The organism is Pedobacter sp. PLR (assembly GCF_026239675.1).
In the GTDB taxonomy this organism is placed as follows: domain Bacteria; phylum Bacteroidota; class Bacteroidia; order Sphingobacteriales; family Sphingobacteriaceae; genus Pedobacter.
On the sequence record NZ_JAPIVQ010000005.1, the window covers coordinates 294392 to 313926 of the forward strand.

10 protein-coding genes are annotated in these 19535 nt (G+C 41.2%); 7 read left to right on the top strand and 3 right to left on the bottom strand.

The window, feature by feature from the left end:
- The first annotated feature begins 46 nt into the window (after positions 1 to 46).
- The 4 genes from OQX61_RS14370 (at position 47) to OQX61_RS14385 (ending at position 8381) form a co-directional block, all read left to right on the top strand.
- On the top strand, positions 47 to 2533 hold the full coding sequence (locus OQX61_RS14370) for a zinc-dependent metalloprotease (RefSeq protein WP_265842444.1): 2487 nt from the start codon (positions 47 to 49) through the stop codon (positions 2531 to 2533).
- 33 nt (positions 2534 to 2566) lie between these two features.
- On the top strand, positions 2567 to 5095 hold the full coding sequence (locus OQX61_RS14375; RefSeq protein WP_265842445.1) for a zinc-dependent metalloprotease: 2529 nt from the start codon (positions 2567 to 2569) through the stop codon (positions 5093 to 5095).
- A gap of 72 nt (positions 5096 to 5167) precedes the next feature.
- Complete coding sequence (locus tag OQX61_RS14380; protein WP_265842446.1) at positions 5168 to 6565, top strand: TlpA disulfide reductase family protein; 1398 nt, start codon at positions 5168 to 5170, stop codon at positions 6563 to 6565.
- Positions 6566 to 6599: 34 nt separating this feature from the next.
- On the top strand, positions 6600 to 8381 hold the full coding sequence (locus OQX61_RS14385; RefSeq protein ID WP_265842447.1) for a TlpA disulfide reductase family protein: 1782 nt from the start codon (positions 6600 to 6602) through the stop codon (positions 8379 to 8381).
- A 68-nt stretch (positions 8382 to 8449) separates the two neighbouring features.
- On the opposite strand, the gene OQX61_RS14390 is transcribed toward OQX61_RS14385, so the two are convergent.
- On the bottom strand, positions 8450 to 9433 hold the full coding sequence (locus OQX61_RS14390; RefSeq protein ID WP_265842448.1) for an AraC family transcriptional regulator: 984 nt from the start codon (positions 9431 to 9433) through the stop codon (positions 8450 to 8452).
- Positions 9434 to 9643: 210 nt separating this feature from the next.
- Entirely contained in the window at positions 9644 to 11278 is a 1635-nt protein-coding gene (locus tag OQX61_RS14395; protein ID WP_265842449.1) for a tetratricopeptide repeat protein, read from the bottom strand.
- Positions 11279 to 11520: 242 nt separating this feature from the next.
- Here OQX61_RS14395 and galB point away from each other — a divergent pair, with 242 nt between their 5' ends.
- Positions 11521 to 14070, top strand: coding sequence for a beta-galactosidase GalB (gene galB, locus OQX61_RS14400; RefSeq protein ID WP_265842450.1), 2550 nt, complete (start codon positions 11521 to 11523; stop codon positions 14068 to 14070).
- Between the two features lie 22 nt (positions 14071 to 14092).
- Positions 14093 to 16450 carry a hypothetical protein gene (locus OQX61_RS14405; protein WP_265842451.1) on the top strand — a complete coding sequence of 786 codons (2358 nt, stop codon included), beginning with the start codon at positions 14093 to 14095 and terminating at the stop codon, positions 16448 to 16450.
- A gap of 72 nt (positions 16451 to 16522) precedes the next feature.
- On the opposite strand, the gene OQX61_RS14410 is transcribed toward OQX61_RS14405, so the two are convergent.
- Positions 16523 to 18778 carry a mechanosensitive ion channel domain-containing protein gene (locus tag OQX61_RS14410; RefSeq protein WP_265842453.1) on the bottom strand — a complete coding sequence of 752 codons (2256 nt, stop codon included), beginning with the start codon at positions 18776 to 18778 and terminating at the stop codon, positions 16523 to 16525.
- A 315-nt stretch (positions 18779 to 19093) separates the two neighbouring features.
- On the opposite strand from OQX61_RS14410, the gene OQX61_RS14415 reads away from it, so the two are divergent.
- Positions 19094 to 19528: an immunity 22 family protein gene (locus OQX61_RS14415; RefSeq protein WP_265842454.1), complete on the top strand. Its 435-nt coding sequence runs from the start codon at positions 19094 to 19096 to the stop codon at positions 19526 to 19528.
- The last annotated feature ends 7 nt before the right edge of the window (positions 19529 to 19535 follow it).

The window sequence follows — 19535 nt, forward strand, 5'->3', positions numbered from 1 at the left end:
AAAACCATAATAATTAGAATTATCACCATCAATAACGTTAAAACTTATGAAGTTAAAATTTGTTCCTTTCCTTTTTGCACTATTTGCATTTGAGACAGGCTTTGCGCAGGACTCTGCCGCAGTGAAGAAACCGGCAATAGCTAAATTGAAAGCATATAAAGATATCATTTCAGCTAAAGCCATTTCCAAATCCGGTCTGTTTAAAGTTCATAAGGTCGACGACCGGTACTACTTTGAAATTCCTGATTCGGTATTAAAGGCGGAGTTTTTATTTACTACCCGTTTATCGAAAGTGGCAACGGGTAGTCCAAGGTTTGGCGGGGAAATGATGAACGCCATGATTGTTTCTTTCGAGAAAGCACCAAATGATAAGCTATTTGTACGTGCCATTACCAACGTTGCTCAAAGTAATGGAACGGATATGATCTCCCGTGCTTTAAGAAATGCAACAGTTGATCCGATTATTATGGTGCTTGACTTAAAAGCACGTGGTGTAGACAACAAATCATCTGTTGTAGAATTTACAGACTTTTTCCTGAAAGATAACCTGATCTCTGGTTTTAATGCAGAGGCAAAAAAACAAATGGGAACAGGTGCAGCTGCTGCTGACAGGTCAATGATCCTGTCTATGAATGCTTTCCCTGGTAATATTGAAGTTAAATCTTTGAAAACCTATAGCATGGGCGCGGCAGCACCAAAACCTGGTGAAGATGCAGCAGCGCCATCGGCAAGTGTTGGGGTTACTTTTGAAATCAGCAACTCGGTAATGGTCATGCCTGAAAAACCAATGGCAGTGCAGGTTTTTGATCCAAGGGTAGGTTACTATTCAGGTAGCTATCAGGTCTTTTCTGATGAGCAGCAAGAAGTAGATCTGAAGCGTTTCATTGTTCGTAACCGATTGGAAGTTAAGCCTCAGGATATGGCCCGCTATAAAGCAGGAACGCTTGTGGAGCCAAAAGAACCACTAGTCTATTATATTGACCCTGCTACGCCTAAACAATGGCGCAAGTACATCATTGCCGGTATTAACGACTGGAATGAGGCCTTTAAATCAGCTGGTTTTAAAAATGCAATTGTTGGTAAAGAATGGCCTGAAAATGATCCGGCGATGAGTTTAGAAGATGCGCGTTACCGCGTAGTTCGTTATTTTCCTTCAGCAAGTCCTTTTACGGTAAACCCTAGATTGAACGATCCACGTACCGGAGAAATTCTGCAATCTTATATCGGCTGGTCTCATAGTCAGATTAAAACCCTGCACGACTGGTATATGGTACAGGCTGGAGCAGCCGACCCTAATGGAAGGTCAATGAAGTTCAGTAATGAATTGATGGGTGCTTTAATCCGTGCGCAAATTTCCCGTAATGTAGGTTTTACCCTTGGCCTGCGCGAAAATCTGGGAAGTAGTTCTACCATTCCTCTTGCACAGCTAAGAGATAAAAAATGGTTAGAAAGCCATCCTTTTAACCATTCCATTATGGATGTCAACTATTACAATTATGTGGCCCAGCCGGAAGATCAGATTTCAAGAAAAGGATTGATCCCCGGAATTGGCGACTATGATAAATGGGCCATCAAATGGGGTTATACGTATACCGGTGCCAAAGATTTTGAAAGCGACAGGAAAATCCGCCTGAAATGGATTCTCGATAACGTAAAACCAGGAAGTAAATTATGGTTTGGACCAGATCAGAATACCAATCCAAGTGATCCTGTAGATCCTAATGTACAATGGGAAGATTTAGGAAACGATCCGGTTAAAGCCAGTGAATACGGCCTTAAAAACTTAAAAGTAGTCATGGCCAACCTGCTAAAATGGACCACTACAAATGATGGTACTTATTACAATACCTCAGATTTGTATTATACTTTATGTGATCAGTTCTCTTTCATTACGCGTCGGGTGTATTCAAATGTTGGTGGCGTTTATACCACTATTAAAAGTATAGAGCAGGAGGGTGATGTATATGCACCTGTACCAAGAGCCACACAAAAAGCAGCAGTAGAATTTTTAAATAAAGAGTTGTTTAATACGCCGTTATGGATTTTTGATCAGCAAGTATTAAATAAGTTTAGAAAGCCTGCGAAAAAGGAGCAATATCAAAAAATGCAGGACAATGCTTTGAGCTATTTAATCAGCCCTGCCCGTCTTTTCAGAATGAATAACGCTGCGATGCGTTACGGCAAAGCACAGGTCTACAGCATTGATGAATTATTCACTGATTTAAACAAAGGAATGTGGGCGGAGTTGAAAACCCGTCAGCCTGTAGATAGCTATAAGCGTATTTTACAGAAAAGCCAGGTAGCCTATATGATTAAATCGGCTCAGGATGGCGATAAACTTCCGGATTTAACTAAACCAGGCCTGGAAGAATTAGCAGGTACAGATGTACCGGTAATATTGCGTGCTCATTTGAAAACTATGATGGATCAATGTAATGCGGCTCTACCTAATTACACAGACCCGGTAATGGTTGGACACTTAAAATACATATCCGCAAAAATTGATAAGTTTTTAGATCTGGATAAGAAGTAATTAAATAGCGATTAGAACGATAATATACTGGTAATGAGAACGAAAATAATATATGTTGGCTTGTTGGCATTGTGGGGTAATACCTTAATGGCACAAGTGGGGAAACCCAAAGAGACCAGGGCTGATACCCTGAAAACCGGCCCTAAGCCAATCAGCTCGATTGTAACAAAAGATACCGAGAGTAAAAATGGAATGATCAACATTCACAAAAATGGTGATAAGTATTACTTTGAAATTCCTGATGCGCTTTTAAAAAGACAGCTTTTGGTTACCAACTGGTTAGTAACCGTACCTGGTGGTAGCCCGAAGTTTGGGGGGGAACTGATGAACACAAAGACCATTAGTTTTGAAAAAGGATTTAATGGGAAACTATTACTACGGGTGATCAGTAATGTGACCCCGGTTGATTCAACCAATGCCATCTCAACAGCAGTGCTTAATTCCAATGTCAACCCTATTGCTATGGTGTTTGACATCAAAGCACAAGGTGAAAAGGGGAAAAGCTCCGTAATTGATGCTACCGATTTTCTGCAAAAAGAAAACTCCTTTACCATGCTGAGCAATGAGGTGAAATCCAAAATGTCCATCGGAGGTATGGCAGCGGATAGAAGTTACCTGAAAAGTGTGTCCTCGTATCCTACCAATGTAGAATTGAAAATGCTACGTACCTATTCTGCTACTGCGGCAGCAGCGCCAGCCAGACCAGGATTACCTGCAGCATCTGTAGAAGCAGCAAAAATTGGAGGGGCCATCACCATGGAAGTTTCCACTTCTATTTTCCTGATGCCCGAAAAACCGATGATGCCCCGCCAGTTCGACCTGCGCGTAGGTTATTTTGCAAACGTATATCAGCCAATTTCTGATCAGCAACAGGATTTTGGTGCAACAACTTTTATTGTGCGCTATCGATTGGAGCCAAAGGCCGAAGATATGGCAAAATACAAAAGAGGGGAATTGGTAGAACCGAAAGAACCGATTGTATATTACCTTGATCCGGCCACTCCTAAACAATGGCGTCCGTACTTAATTGCCGGTATTAACGACTGGAATGAAGCCTTTAAGGCTGCAGGTTTTAAAAATGCCATTATTGGTAAAGAATGGCCTGAAAATGATCCGACAATGAGTCTGGAAGATGCCCGTTATAAAATTCTGCGCTATCTGCCTTCAGATGTTCCTAATGCTTATGGACCAAATATCCATGATCCAAGAAGCGGGGAGATCTTACAAAGTTATGTAGGATGGTATCACAATGTGATGAGCTTAGTACATGACTGGTATATGGTTCAGGCCAGTCCAAATGACCCGAGAGCCCGTAAAATGAAGTTCAGCGATGAACTGATGGGAGAGCTGATCCGCTTTGTCTCTTCACACGAAGTAGGCCATACCCTGGGTTTAAGACACAATATGGGCAGCAGCAGCCTTACTCCGGTTGAAAACTTAAGGGATAAGAAATGGGTAGAAGCCCATGGACATACCAATTCTATTATGGATTATGCCCGTTTTAATTATGTGGCGCAACCAGAAGATAGTGTGGGTACGGCGGGGATCATGCCTCGTATCAACGATTATGACAAATGGGCCATTAAATGGGGATATACCTATATCGGTGCTAAAAATGACCTGGAGGATAAGAAAATTGTTTCCAAATGGGCTACAGACAGCTTAAAAGCAAATCCGAGATTATGGTTTGGTGGCGAAGGAATGAACAATGACGGCCGATGTCAGTCAGAAGATTTGGGCGATAATGCCATGAAAGCCAGTGAATACGGGATTAAAAACCTGAAATATGTATTGGCGCATCTTCCGGAATGGACAAAAGAAGACAATGATTTATACAACAATCAAACGAAGATGTACCTGCAGGTGGCCAGTCAATTTGGTCGTTATGCCAACCATGTGGTGAAAAATGTTGCCAGTGTGGAGGAAACCTTCAAAAATCCGGAAGAACCTGGAGATATCTATGCATCAGCGCCTGTGGAGAAACAAAAGGAAGCGGTAGCATTCTTAAATCAGCAGGTTTTCGAAACCCCATACTGGTTACTCGATCAGAATATGCTAAATAAGATCGGCAGTCCTATTCGTTCTGGTGGCGTACAAACTGTTCAGGATCGGGTAATGGCGCAGTTGTTAACTGATCGCGTATTCAATACCCTGAACATGATGGAGCAGCGTTTTGGACAAGGAAAAAGCTATTCAGTAACGGAGTATTTGTCTGATTTGAAAGCAGGAGTCTGGTCTGAATTAAAAACAAATAAAGCAATTGATGCCTACCGTAGAGATGTACAGAAAGGATATGTTAATGGTCTTTTAAGGTCAATTAAAGAAGCCGAATTGGGCAATAATCTTCTGGGACTGTTATTTGGTGGCCCTGCTGCCGAAGAGCAGGCACCGGTAACGATCAGTTCAGATATCGGTTCTGTTTTAGGCTTTCATTTGGAAACTTTACGTATCGAAGTGCTGGCTGCGGCTGAAAAGACTACAGATCAGGATTCCAAAGCACATTTGTTGTATGTGGCCAATCAAATTAATAAAGGTTTGAAAAGCCGTTTTGATGGGAAATAGTTTTAATCGGTAACAACTCAATTCATGCCCCGCCATTCGGCAGGGCATGAATTGGTTAAAAGAAAAAATATCATGAAAAAATTACTTGTGTTTTTATTGTTGTGCAGCAGTTGTTTTCTTGAAGTTAATGCAGCTCCCGGAAAGGCAATAATAAATTGTACAGTTTATGGGAATAAACAAAGTGGCCTGTTCCTGTACCAGCTGAAAGATGGGGAGGCACAGAGCCTGGGCTTTATACGTCCGGATGAAAAAGGAGCATGTAAATTCACAGTGGAGGTAAAAGAAGGCATTTATTTTTTCAGAAAAGCAGGAGGGAAAGGCTCGACCTTCAACCATAGCATTTACCTGAAAGGTGGAGATCAAAAAAAAGTAGACTTATATGCGGGCCCACTTTCTTTAGACTACGACAGCTGTATCATTGCGCAGCCAAATGCAGAAACGCAAGCCCTCGGCCTTTGGATGAAAGCATTCAATGATTATGAACATTCTGTACTGAATAATGCCAGCACAGCCTATCCAAAATACCAGCGCTTTGAGCAATTCGCAGCTTTGTTTTTACAGAAAAACAAAACTTCAAACGGCTATTTTAATACCTGGCTGTCGGATAAAATCGCAACAGATCTTCAATTCCTGAGGGCAGGAAATTTCTTCAATTTTGGAAAAAGGTTAAATGCAGGCTACGACAGTACGGCAGCAGTTCAGGCATTTTATCAGCCATTACAGGATAAAAAGATCATCAATAATCCCGCTTTATTGCGGTCTGAAAACGGAATGCAAATGCTCAGCTATGTATTTGCTTACTGGAAATTTAATCAGGTAAAAAGCGGCAAAGATTTAAACCCTTTCTATTTTGCCGAAAACACGAAATTGATAGGGAATGATGTGGTTAAAGTGGCTTATTTGGTATACATGATGAAAAACCTCAGTAAATACGAGGATTTTGTCAATAATGTACAACCCTATAAAGCTTTGTTTGTGTCACCAGATAAGAAAGCTGCTTACCAGAAGCGTTATGAAGATCTTTATCTCTTTGCAGCGGGAACTCCGGCTTATAATTTCGAGCTGAAAGATGTAAATGATCAAGTCCATAGATTATCTGATTTCAAAGGAAAAGTGGTGATTATTGACCTCTGGGCCATGTGGTGTGCACCTTGTTTGAAAGAGAAACCAATCATGGGCAAAATCGAACAAGGCTACCATGACCGAAAGGATATTGTATTTATTGGTATTTCTGTGGATGGCTTAAACCGTAAGGACATCTGGAAAGGTTTTGTCAGGAAACAAGGCTGGACCAATTTAGAACTCTTGTCTGATGCCGCAGGTTCTATCCATCAGTATTATAAAGTTGCAGGGATTCCACGATTCCTGATTTTTGACAGGGAAGGAAAAATTGTCACTGTAGATGCCCCAATGCCTTCAAATCCAGGCTTCAAAAAATTAATAGACCAAACCCTCGCTGCGGCAAACTAATCTGATCCTCATGAACAAAATAAAAAATACAAGTATGAAACAATATATAAGGGCTTTTCTCCTGGTTTTCTGTTGCCTGATGTTTGCTCAGAAGGCCTCCGCACAATCAGAGATGGTAAACATTACAGGGGTACTTACTCAGAAAAAGAACGCGGAAATTGCCGTTTGGAGCAATGCCGCGGGATCAAAACGTATGATCGCCACTTACGTGTTAACGCCGGAAAATAACCGCTTTTCATTTGCAATTCCTTATCGTGCGGAGCTCGGTTATCAATTGATCGTTACCATTTTGAAAATGGGACACCTGAGGTTGGAAAAAGAGGCTGTTGCCAGTTTTCCAATCCAATTGAGTCCAAAGCAAAACCTTCAGTTAAGATTGGATCCGGCACAATTTATGGAGAAAACAGCAAAAGGTCTGCTGATTGAAAAACAAGCACCAAAGTTTTCAACGGCAACTGTTAGCGGTGCTTTGAGCAACTGGATGCTTGGTGGAGAATTGTCAATTGCAAAAGTAGAAGAGGGAGCGTTTAAAAAAGTAGCGGGCTATAATGTAGAAAAATCGGACCCATCTTTTAGCTTTTTGATTCCGGTGGAAACCGAAGGCTTCTATTATCTTTCGACACCAAGATGGAATAAACGATTGTACCTGAAACCGAATGATCAGATTGCTTTTAATATAGATGGCGCTTTAGGCCTCCAGACAGTCTGGACGAAAACTACAGCAGAAAATACGCTACTTTCTGATTGGGCACAACTGATGCTTCCTGCGACCGGTTATGGTTATAATTTAGAGCAACGACACAAAGCTGTAATTGACCCTGCGGGTTTCAGCGCAGCGTATCAAGCCTTACAGCCAAAAGTACAACAGTTTGTACAAGGGCTGAATACCAATAATGCGCAGTTCAATAAGCTGTTCAAAACAGCGGCTCAAATGGACAATAGTTTACTTGCCTTGCGTTCCATCCTCAATCTGTCTGGAAAGAAGCATTTATTCTGGTTGCCAGCTAAAGAATTTTCAAACGTACCAGCGCAGTACATTCAGATCCTGAATCAAAACAAAGTGAATTCAACTGATTTATTAGCCTTGGGCGAAGGGAATGAGTACCTCAATCTCTCTGCTAAATTTAGTCTGAATGGCCTGGATGAAGCTAAGAGGCAACAATTGGGTGATGATGGGAAATTAGAAACCATGATGGCTGCGGTTCCAAACGAAACTTTAAAGTCGTTTTTACTGAAATCGCAGCTGGAAGAACTGAACGTTGCAAATTACAGTGAGTTTAAACGTGTTTTTGAACCTTATGCAAAATATGCAAAGCCAGAGTCTGTAAAATGGAAATACAACCATGTATTGGAGCAGTTTGCCCCTGATACCGCTTTTATTGGCAAATCTGCTTACGACTTTATCCTACCGGACGTAAATGGGAAAGCGGTATCGATGAAAGACTTTAAAGGTAAAGTGGTACTAATTGATGTTTGGGCCACCTGGTGTGGTCCCTGTAAAGCTCAAATGCCCTTCCTGAAAGAAGTAGAAGAAGCTTATAAAGGAAATGATAACATCGTTTTTGTAGGCATTTCTGTAGACAGTGAATCTGTAAAACAGAAATGGCTGGACATGATCAAAGAGAAAGGCCTGGATGGGATTCAGCTGCTGGACAACTCCGGAAAGTCCTTTGCTAAAAAGTACAGGATTGCTGCGATTCCCCGGTTTTTACTGATCGATAAGAAAGGAAATTGGGTGGAAGTCCGTTGCCCTTTACCAGAAGATCAACTGAAACTGAAATCCTACATTGATCGCGAGCTGAATAAAGGCGCGTAACAAGAAGGCCTGTATCGATTTCCGATACAGGCCTTCTTGTTTTTATGGTAATCCCCGGAGAGAAATATTTAGTAGATCTGGTAGTTCTGTTCGGTTTTAAATGTGGAGAGGAAGTCGTTAACAGACCAGTTGGAAGTGCTAAATACAACAGCTGGTTTTGCTTTTTTAAGCTTTAATCCGCCTTTATATTCTACAGGCGATTTGCCGGTAATCTTCTTAAATATTCTGGAAAAGTAGAATGGATCATCATAACCCACTTTTTGTGCGATTTCTTTAATGATTAAGGTGTTCTTCGTTAACAATTGACAAGCGTATTGAATTTTTAGCCTGATAAAATAATCTATAGGGGACAAACCTGTTTTCTGTTTAAAAAGCGTTGAGTAATGCGAGGAAGAATAATTAAACTCCTTCGCGATACTTTCTACAGTAAGGGGCTTGTGTAAATTATCCTTCATAAATGCAATGGATTGCTCCAGTTGGTCTTCATCTTTGCGGCGGGCATTATTCCCGTTATTAATAAAGAGGAGCAAAGAGAGTAAATGATATAAATTGAGGTTGGCATAGCCTAAGTTTTCTAAGGCAAAACCATCTGATAAGCTGCTGTGAATCTTTTGCCAGCTATCCGTCACCTGATCCCTGAAAGGGAGTGCGACAGGTTTTTTAAACTGCTGGAAATCGAAGTTCGTTTTTAATTCATGGACCATATGGCCATTAAAATGCAGCCAGTGGATATGCCATGGGCTTTCCGGGTCAGCCTGGAGCCGATAGGCTTGCTCAGGAGATATGAGCATGAATTGATTGGCTTGAAGACTAAAGAGCTCATTTCGTGTTTCACAATGCCCTTTCCCGGCGAGGCAATAGACCAGGACGTAATCCGGACATTGCCTTTCGGTTAATTCCTGATGAGCACAGTTGGGCGTAAGGGAACCTATTTCAGTTATATAGAGCGCATTTCTGAAAAACTTGTTTTTAACATATTCGTTGATAACTGCGGTGGGAACGGTAATATGTTTTTTCTCAAAGAAGTTATTTTCGTGATTAATATTCTCCATGGTTCTTGTTATAGTTTGTTGTGGTTTGGTCGAAATTGGTAGCTGCTAAATAAGGGCTTTAATCCTGTAATTAGCAAAAAACGACCATTACAAAACCACTACAAAACCGCTTTTAATGGGTGTTTTGCCACGGTTTTAGCACTACTAATAGATTTTGGACGAGAATGGGGTAATAAAGCGCGCCTGGCTAGCGGATTTTCAGAATCAGGTTTATACCTGATCGAGCCGGGCTAAGAAGATAACCAGGTTGGTGTCTGTTCCGGTTAGATTTAACTTTTTACGCAAACGGGTACGGGCAATTTCTATCGACTTCGCACTGATGTTGGTAATGGCTGAAATCTCTTTAGTGGTCAGGTTCAATTTTAAGAAAGCACATAACCTGAGTTCAGATGGACTAAGATTAGGGAATTTTTCATTCAAAGCGCTGAAGAAATCATTATGTATGTGCTGGAACCTCAACTTAAACTCATTGAGAAGTTCAGGTTGTAAATTAGACTGAAGGTCCATAATTACTTTTTGAACCGCAGCATGAGATTCCTTCCCCAGACTCTCTTTGATGTCCAGCAGCTTTTCTGAAATTACATTGATGAGCTCATTTTTTTGAACCAAATGCAGAACTTGTGTGGTGAGCTCTTTGTCCTTTAATTCAATATCTTTTTCGAGGCTTTGTTTTTCTAACTGTAAATTTGCCTGTTTAAGTTGTGATTTCCGGGCTTTGTTCTTTTGTAAAAAGTAAAGGAGCGTGATAATGACCAGGGATAATGCAAGGCTGATCCCTGTTAGCCAGCTGTACAGGTCCTTTTCCCTTTGTTTGGTCTCCTGCTCATTTTGCCTGCGGTCATAGTCAAACTGCATTTCCAACTGCGCAATTTTGCGTGTTCTGGCCTCATTATACAGACTGTCGTTGGTCTCTTTATTGAGCTCAAGGGCAGCTAATGCCTCTTTATATCTACCTTGCAGCTTATAAATCCTATATAAGTACAGGGAAGATTGATTGACCATATTCAAGGAGCCTAAATTCTGATTTAAGCTGGTGATTTTTTTGAGATAGTTCTCCGATGCACTATAGTTTTTCAGGTTATAATAATACTGTCCAAGTCTGAAATTAGAACCAATCAGGCCTATGGTATCATTGCTTTTCTCCCTGATTTTCATGCCTTCCAGAAAATGCTGAAGCGCCAACTCATGTTTACCGGTTTTTTCATAAACCAGACCCTTGTTATTTAATACATTGGCAATAATCCCCTGATTGTTGAGCTGTCTGCTCAACTTTAAAGCCTCGTCTAAATAAACCATGGCCTTATCATATTCCTTTATTTCTTTATAGGTGCCTCCGATGTTGTTGAGTAAGCCCGCTTTTCTCTCCAGATTCTTTTTTGTATTTGCTGATAAATACTCCAGTGCCTTAGTATATTTTGCAATGCCGTTTTTATAATCGCTCTGCAGAATATTGATATTACCCGAATTGATGTAAGCTGTAAAAAGCAAATCAGGATCTGGATTTTTTTGCAGCTCATTAATAACTTTAAAGTAAAGCTGTAATGATTTCGGATAGTTTTCCAGGCGGAAATAGACCGTTGCCAGGTTTAAGTTTGCTTTGTTGATCAAGGAATCCGCATTGATCTTATGGGCAAGTTTTATCGCTTCCTCTGCATAGCTTAATGCCAAAGCAGGCCTGGTTTTGTTAATTAACCTGGTCAGTTCTATAGTGATTCTATATTGTTCCCCGCTGCTAACAGTCTGTTTTAACAATCGCTTTAGGCTGTCTTGCTGAGTGACTTGCGCATTCGTAGTTAAACAAATGCAGAAACTAAATGCAAGGGTGATAAAATGTTTGTTGAACAAAATCCATGTTTTTATTGGAGGAAAGGACGTAGGAGGAATTGTAAAAGTCACTAAATAAAGTTTGAAGATTATAAAACTACGAATCTTAATCTTATTATCCAACCATTGGATAATCCATCTTAATCAGCGGATATTCTATTTTAATTAGAAGCGAAAGAACCTAGGTTTATCTTTTTCCAATGAATCATTCTGCTAAATGTTCAACTTATCAATGGAAAATAACCAGACATACACTAAGATAAATGAATTGTAAATCATCTTTTATAAGAATCATATTCCTGCTGCTGATGCTCAGTGCCATAAGTTTCAACCCAGCATTCGCCCAAAGTAAATCTATTGAAAGAATGGGTGCTTCGAATACCGTTTCATTTGACCAGGGCTGGTCCTTTGCCCGATATGGTTTACAGCCGGATGGGACAAGGAAAACCGAACCATCAGGACTGGAAGCCGCTTCATTCCAGGAGAATGGCTGGCAGAAATTGAACTTGCCGCACGACTGGGCCATTACCGGCCCTTTTAGGATTGAGCTGGATGGCTCCACCGGAAAATTGCCATGGAAAGGAATTGGTTGGTATAGAAAGCATTTTACGGTAAGTAAAGCTGATGCCGGTAAACAGGTGTTCGTAGATTTTGACGGCGCCATGGCCAATGCGAAAATCTGGTTAAACGGGAAATATGTGGGCACCTGGCCTTATGGATATACCTCATTCCGCATGGATTTAACCCCTTTTCTGGAGTTCGGAAAAGAAAATATACTGGCCGTTCGTTTAGACACCGAGGACTGGGATTCCCGCTGGTATCCCGGCGCAGGAATTTACCGTCATGTATGGCTGGTCAAGACAGATCCGGTCCATGTAGGCCATTGGGGCACATACATCACTACCCCTGAAGTGTCTGATCAGAAAGCCGTAATCAACATGGCAACAACGGTAAACAATCAATCCAAAAAAAGCGTAAAAGCAATCCTGAGTACCACCTTATTTGAGCTTGATGCTTCGGATAAGCCCTCCCGTAAAGTAGCCACAGCTCAGGATGTCAACATAGAAATAAATGCCGGAGAAAATAAAGTAAGCGCTTCAAAAGCAATCATTCCTAACCCTAAACGCTGGAGTATCGAAAGGCCTAACCGTTATGTAGCGCAAACCACCATCCATATCAATGGAAAAGTAGTGGATACCTATTTTACACCATTTGGTGTGAGAACGATCGAGTTTACCGCTAACAAAGGATTTTTACTGAACGGGAAACGTGTTCAGATTCAGGGAACCTGTAATCACCATGATTTAGGAGCACTGGGGGCTGCCTTTAACCTGAGCGCTTTAACACGCCAGCTGAAACTGCTAAAAGAAATGGGCTGTAATTCTTTGCGTACTTCACATAATCCGCCGGCTCCTGAATTACTGGAAATGGCAGATAAAATGGGCTTCCTGGTTTGGGATGAAACTTTTGATGCCTGGAAAAAAGGAAAACGTAAAAATGATTACAATAAAATATTTGACGAATGGCACGACAAAGATATCACGGCATTAGTACATAGAGATCGCAATCATCCTTCCGTTTTTATCTGGTCAATAGGTAATGAAGTGATGGAACAACAGGATGTTAAACTCACTAAACATCTGGCTGATATCATGCGTCGGGAAGATCCTACGCGTCCGGTTTCTAATGGTTATAACGATCCCGATGGCGGGCGTAATTCTGGTGCGGTAACAGCCCTGGATTTAATGGGTGTAAATTACTTTTTTGGTCAGCAAGCGAAATGGGATGCAGATCCGAGATATGCCAATAAACCGACCTTAGGTAGTGAAACTTCTTCCTGCGTCAGTTCCCGTGGGGAATATTATTTTGCGGGTACTCAATACAAAAACTGGCAGATTACTTCCTACGATGTAGCCAGTCCGGGTTGGGGCTGTTCTCCGGATGAGCAGTTCAGAACCAATGCTAAATACCCTAATTTATTAGGCGAATATGTCTGGACAGGTTTTGACTATTTAGGAGAACCTACACCTTACAATTCAGATGAAACCAACCTGCTTAATTTCCGCGCTGATGCCAGTAAAAAAGAAGAACTGGAGAAACAGCTGGAGGTCATCCGTAAAAATAACCCACCATCAAGAAGTAGCTATTTTGGGATTATTGATTTAGCAGGTTTCCCTAAAGACCGCTTTTATAGTTATCAGGCACATTGGCGCCCCGATTTCCCAATGGCACATATTCTGCCTCACTGGAACTGGCCGGAGCGGATAGACTCGATTACACCGGTACATGTGTACACCTCTGGTGATGAAGCCGAGCTGTTTTTAAACGGTAAGAGCTTAGGACGTAAAGTGAAAGAACCTGGAAAAGATTTCCGACTGGTTTGGGATAAAGTAACCTATGAGCCGGGTGAGCTTAAAGTATTGAGTTATAAGAACGGTAAGCTCTGGGCAAGCGATGTGGTGAAAACTACAGGGGAGATGACTAAGCTTGCGCTTTCCGCGGATCGGCCGGCAATTAAACCGGATAAAGAGGAGCTCTGTTTTATTACGGTAAAAGTAACGGATAAAGCAGGGTTGATGGTGCCGCGGTCCAATCCAACCATCCATTTTACCATTGAAGGCCCCGGTGAAATCGTGGCAACAGATAATGGGGATGCCACCAGTTTTGTTTCTTTTCAAAGTCATGACCGACCAGCTTTCAACGGAATGGCATTGGTCATCGTAAAAGCAAAAAAAGGAGCTAAAGGGATGATTACCGTTAAGGCAGAAAGTAATGGCCTGATTGCAGGAATCAGCAAGATACAAACACAATAAACCAAATATAACCAACGAAAACATGTACGTTAAACAGATTTCTACTGTAATCTTATTTTTACTGCTCTTTGCTCATGCGAGAGCACAACAAATCAACTTACAGTCACAAGATCTAAACCTTGCAGTTTCCCCAACCGGGCAAATCACTGCAATGTTGAACCCAAAAACCAGTAAAAATTACCTGGCTCCGGGAGAAAAAGCTCCTTTATTGAAGATTCGTGTCACTAACGACTGGGAAGAACCGGCTAAAGCCGTTTTCAATCCTAAATCGGGGATGATGACACTGGATTTTGCACAATCCAAAATCTCGGCCGATATCAAAGTGACGCAGAAAAAAAGCCATTTGGTTTTTGAACTCATTGGCTTAAGCGCAAAAGATAAAGTGAAAGCCGTATCCTGGGGCTCATATCCCACCATTATCGGACAAACGATTGGAGAAGTGATTGGCGTAGTTCGTGATGGCCAATATGCAATCGGACTTCAATCCTTAAATGTAAAAACTATTGGAGGTCTTTTATTAAATGAAGGAGGGGCAGATGATTCCAGAGGTTCTGTGGCACTAACTCAGCCTTACGGCAGTAGTTTGCAGGCATTCAGTCTTGATCGCTCAAAAGCAAGGAAAACCACTGTCTGGACACAGTATCCGGAAATGCCCGTTAGTGCTATTCCCGGGGAAACAACCATTGGTTCAAAGATTGCAGTTTTTGGTTGTGCTGAAAATCAAGTGCTCTCCCGTATAGGGGTAATTGAACTTGCCGAAGGCCTTCCTCATCCTTTAATTAATGGGATTTGGCATAAACAATCACCTGAAACCGGAAGAGCTTATCTGATTGCTGATTTTGATGAAACCAACATCGATGCCATGCTGGATTATACAAAACAGGCAGGATTAATGTCTGTTTACCATGAAAGTCCATTTCAATCCTGGGGGCATTTTGCGCTGAATCCGGTCAGCTTTCCTAACGGTAATGCGGGTATGAAAACCTGTGTGGAGAAAGCCTCAAAAATGGGTATCCGTATCGGTGTACACACGCTGAGTACCTTTATCAATACGAATGATCCTTATGTTACGCCTGTACCCGACAAACGTCTTGCGCTAACCGGTTCGTCGATATTAACAGAAAGTATCACCCCGGCTGCTACGGAAATTGCAGTAGAATCTGACCAGTATTTTAAGAATCTAAAGCCAAGCACCTTACATGCGGTACAGATCGGTGAGGAAATTATCCGTTTCCGTGCAGTGTCCACAACAGCTCCTTTTAAGTTGCTGGATTGTCAGCGTGGCGCTTATGGAACAAAAGCTTCAGCACATGCTAAAGGAACAGGCGCGGGGATGATGATGGATTATCCTTACAATACACTTTTCCCTGATTTCAATCTTCAACAGGAAATCGCCGGAAATTTAAGTAGGTTTTTTAATGAAACCGGTGTTTCACAAATGGATTTTGATGGTCATGAAGGGTGTTTTTCGTCAGGAGAAGGTGATTATGGGATGCAGACTTTTGCCGACAAGGTATTAAAGGGTACCAGGCATACGATGGTTAACGGAACAAGTAGATCAAGCCATTATTATTGGCATAACTGTTCCTACTGGAACTGGGGAGAGCCATGGTATGGCGGATTTAGGGAGTCTCAGGGGGACTATCGTTTAGAAAATCAGCCTTTTTTAGAAAGGAATTATATGCCTAATATGCTGGGATGGTTTTTACTATCTTCTACAACAACAGCAGAAGATATTGAATGGATGATGGCAAGAGCTGCGGGTTACAATGCCGGATTTGCATTGGTGGCCCGCTACAAAAACCTGCAGAAAAATCCGGATACTAAAGAATTACTGGCCCTGATCAAGCTTTGGCAGGATGCTTACAGAACGAAAATTTTCTCTCCGGATCAATTGGCAAGATTGAAGAATCCTGAAAACGATTTTCACCTGGAGCAGAACAATAAGGGCTGGAACCTTTATCCCTTTAAGAAATTCAAATTTGAGCACGCTAAACAAGTGCTTCAACCCGGACAACCAACCTTTTCGGAATGGTCTTTTGTAAATAATAATGCGGAACAACCTTTAAATTTTAGCCTGACTTTTATGGGGAAAGAAGGGGTCATTAGTAATCCATGGATTGAATTGGATGGGTATTTTAAGCTGGAATTGCCGGGAGAATATGAGGCAGGAAATTCCATTGTTTGCAACGGAACAACGATTAAAATTTACAATAGCAAAGGTGGTTTTAAGCAGGAAGTAGCATTGAAACAAGCCATTCCTAGCTTGAAGCCAGGAAAACATACCATTAAATTTGATTGTGGATTTCCTGAGGAAACAGAACTTACAAACAGGTTTATTGTTAAAACCATCAGTAATCCGGAAGTTATCTCCAGGTAGATAATAAGGAAGGAGACAAAGGGTTCTATGGTTCGAAGAGTTACATCCCTCGAACCATAGAACCCTTTTTAATTATAACATTTCTATTTCTTTTTCTTCAAAAGTCTCAAATATTTGTGCAATAATTATATTTCTGGTTAGGTCTGCATTGGAAATATCCTTGCACCAGAAGTATATCTTTATATTACTCTTTAACTTACTCACAGGGATGATCATGATCACGGGTTCTTTATTGACAAAGACGTTGTTGTTCTGGATGATAATATCCCTGATCTGATTCACTACTTCAGTAGAATTGAAAGGTTTAGCGATATTTAAAGAAATATCTACGCGCATTTGGTTATTGCTAAGGGTCCAGTTGATAATGTTGTTTGATAAAATGGATCCGTTAGGGATAATAATCTCTGCACCTTCCTCACTAAGCAATGTACTGGCGCGGACACCGATTTCTTTAACTCTTCCTTTTTTATTGCTCAGCTCAACAACATCTCCGATACGGATCGTCTTATCAAAAATAAGAATGATCCCTGAGACGAAATTACTCACGATATTCTGTAAACCCAGTCCGATACCTACACCAAGGGCACCAAGGATCACGGTGATTTTGTCAATTGGTAGTCCGGATGCTGCAACAGCGATCATGAATCCTCCAATCAGCAGTACCAATCGTGTAATTAGTAGTTTTGAGCGTTGTCCTTTGTTGTCTTCGATGTCATCGTCTCCGGTATCACCAAAGAAATAGGCGATGTATTTCTGTAAAAAGTTGGCTGTCCAGATGATCCCTAAAAAGAGGACGATCCCGCCAAAGTCAAAGGAGAAGTTTCCTATAGTTCTTTTTTCAATAAGGATCTCCATTAAAGACTCATACAGACCATTAAAAATATTAAGGTTCGTTGTAAATATCACAAACCAGATGATGGTAGCGCCAACTCCGGTGAGCCTTTTCAGACCCGAGATTACCGGACGCCATTCAAAATATTCAGGATAGCCTTTACGGATTCTGCTACTTTTCATTTGAAGTAAGAAGGCTTCTACCAGTACTTTCGCCAGAATCGTTAAGGATATCGCATTTAACAAAGAGTTTACGCCTGTCGAGTAAAAAATCTGGGTCAGTGTGAAGCGACCAAAGAGATTACATAAGATTGCAATGAATGCGAAGATGGTATAGATGAATCCAGTTACCAATATCATTTTATACCTTTTTGCCTGCTCATCCAGCTTTCTCAGGATCATGCTACCAAAGATGGTAGAGCTGAGACTTAGGAAAAGTAAAAGCCAGCGCTGAAATCTTGGGGGCATTCCCAAAAGACGCAGAAAAACCGGGGCAAGCAGGAGTAGGGCAAAGATGCACCAATAGTAGAATAGCTTTGAAGAAAGTCTTTTACGGAAGAATACAGTGAGTAAAATGGCAAGTAAGATCTGTACTGATTCGATATACAGTGCCGGAGCCTTGAGGTCGAAGATCGGCGCCAGGGTAAACAGCATCATAAAAGTAATCAGATAGGGCTGCGGACTCAGTAAAGAGAAATCGTCAAGCGCCTCTAACCGGTCGCGCTGTTTCATACTCCTGAAATTGAAAAATACCCAAAAGAAGAACGTAGCGCAGGTAAAGAGTAGTAACATACGGCTACTTCGCGTGTACACAAAGTAATAACCTGATATTTCCTGTTCGCCATTGATAAACTTCCGGAAGCCAACACCTCTGGTCTTATTCTTTCCTGACTCCCAAAGATAACGTCGCTCTTTCCCGAAAGCTTTTATGCTTACCGCATCAAGATTTCGGTCTGTAAGGTACATCAACTCTTTAATGTTGATCAGGTTAGCTGATGTTCGCGCCTGCAGGTTGTTAATTGATAAGGTGGTCGTCTTTAACAGACTATCCATGACCATGTGTTTTTTCTTCAACTCTGCAAATTGGTCTTTAAACATAATACGCATAGCCGGCAGGGTGAAAACTTTAATCAGCACCGTATCCTTCCTTAGGTTAAGGATTTCCGTTTTTAGCGCTCTTAATTCTTTTTCATACTCATCGAGATCCGTCAGGCAATCTGTGTTATTGGTATGAAGCTCTTCCAGTAAGGTTTGATCCATTTGCAGATTTTGCAGGTTCGGCGTTCTGTCACTTTGGGTAAGCCTGCTTTTAAGTAAGGCCAGAGCAGCTTCATCCTGTGTTAAATGTGCAGCTATCGGGGTTAGTTTCTTAAAAGAGCCTACGGTTACGGGAACTTTGTTTATCGTCTCGAATACTTTTTCAAGATGAACCAGGTAGTCGCCTTTTGTCAAGGTTGCAGAATCGGAAAGGATAGAAATGTCCTGACCTTTATCCATTGACTTATTTTTCTGTGCAAGCGTAGGAATGGAAAAGCACAAAGCCATTAACAGGGCTATCGTATTCAGAATTGATATTGAAAAGGGATTTTTTATTATCATTTGATCTATAAGAAGTATGGAACAGGTATCCGAAAAGCAGGGATTTGCTTTTGAAGCCCTCAAAAATAAGCATTAATTTCGCTTTAGGCCTGCAGTTTTACATTTCTACAAAAATGGAGCCCTTACCTGTTTTTATGTCAACTTTCCAGGTTGTTCAGCCGCTAACTTAATAAGTTGCTATCTTTATCCTTTCTAATCGTGATAAAAAATAAAATGGCAGAGCAACGCGTCCACATCTGGGCAGGAACAACCAATAAAACAGAAGAACAATTTTACAAATATTTTGACCAAAGCAAGTTCCTAAAAGATAACCACCTGTTCAAAACGGATGAAAACTATTCGAGGAATAGTCCGGACTTTAACATGCGCTCCCAGTTCAGCAAGGCAATAGAGCAGCAGTACGATTACGATGCCAACTGGATTACCATCTTTTTCAGCCGTAAAAGAATCAGCATTCAGGCTGCTATCGAAGAATTACCAATATGGAACGATAAAACAGAAGTTGAAATCTACCAGGCCTGTGTTAACAAAGGAATTTCAGCCGTAAATGTGATACTTTGTTATGCCGATAATGACCTTAAGATAGACAAGCCACTAGACAATTACAACGACATGAGCTATATTGGTTGTTTTAACATCCCTGGCTAAGCAACAG

Bases quoted from the DNA above. Each gene is read 5' to 3' on its own strand.
- OQX61_RS14405 (WP_265842451.1), top strand. From the start codon at position 14,093: ATGTACGTTAAACAGATTTCTACTGTAATCTTATTTTTACTGCTCTTT.
- OQX61_RS14415 (WP_265842454.1), top strand. From the start codon at position 19,094: ATGGCAGAGCAACGCGTCCACATCTGGGCAGGAACAACCAATAAAACA.
- OQX61_RS14370 (WP_265842444.1), top strand. From the start codon at position 47: ATGAAGTTAAAATTTGTTCCTTTCCTTTTTGCACTATTTGCATTTGAG.
- galB (WP_265842450.1), top strand. From the start codon at position 11,521: ATGAATTGTAAATCATCTTTTATAAGAATCATATTCCTGCTGCTGATG.
- OQX61_RS14410 (WP_265842453.1), bottom strand. From the start codon at position 18,778: ATGGATAAAGGTCAGGACATTTCTATCCTTTCCGATTCTGCAACCTTG.
- OQX61_RS14375 (WP_265842445.1), top strand. From the start codon at position 2,567: ATGAGAACGAAAATAATATATGTTGGCTTGTTGGCATTGTGGGGTAAT.
- OQX61_RS14380 (WP_265842446.1), top strand. From the start codon at position 5,168: ATGAAAAAATTACTTGTGTTTTTATTGTTGTGCAGCAGTTGTTTTCTT.
- OQX61_RS14390 (WP_265842448.1), bottom strand. From the start codon at position 9,433: ATGGAGAATATTAATCACGAAAATAACTTCTTTGAGAAAAAACATATT.
- OQX61_RS14385 (WP_265842447.1), top strand. From the start codon at position 6,600: ATGAAACAATATATAAGGGCTTTTCTCCTGGTTTTCTGTTGCCTGATG.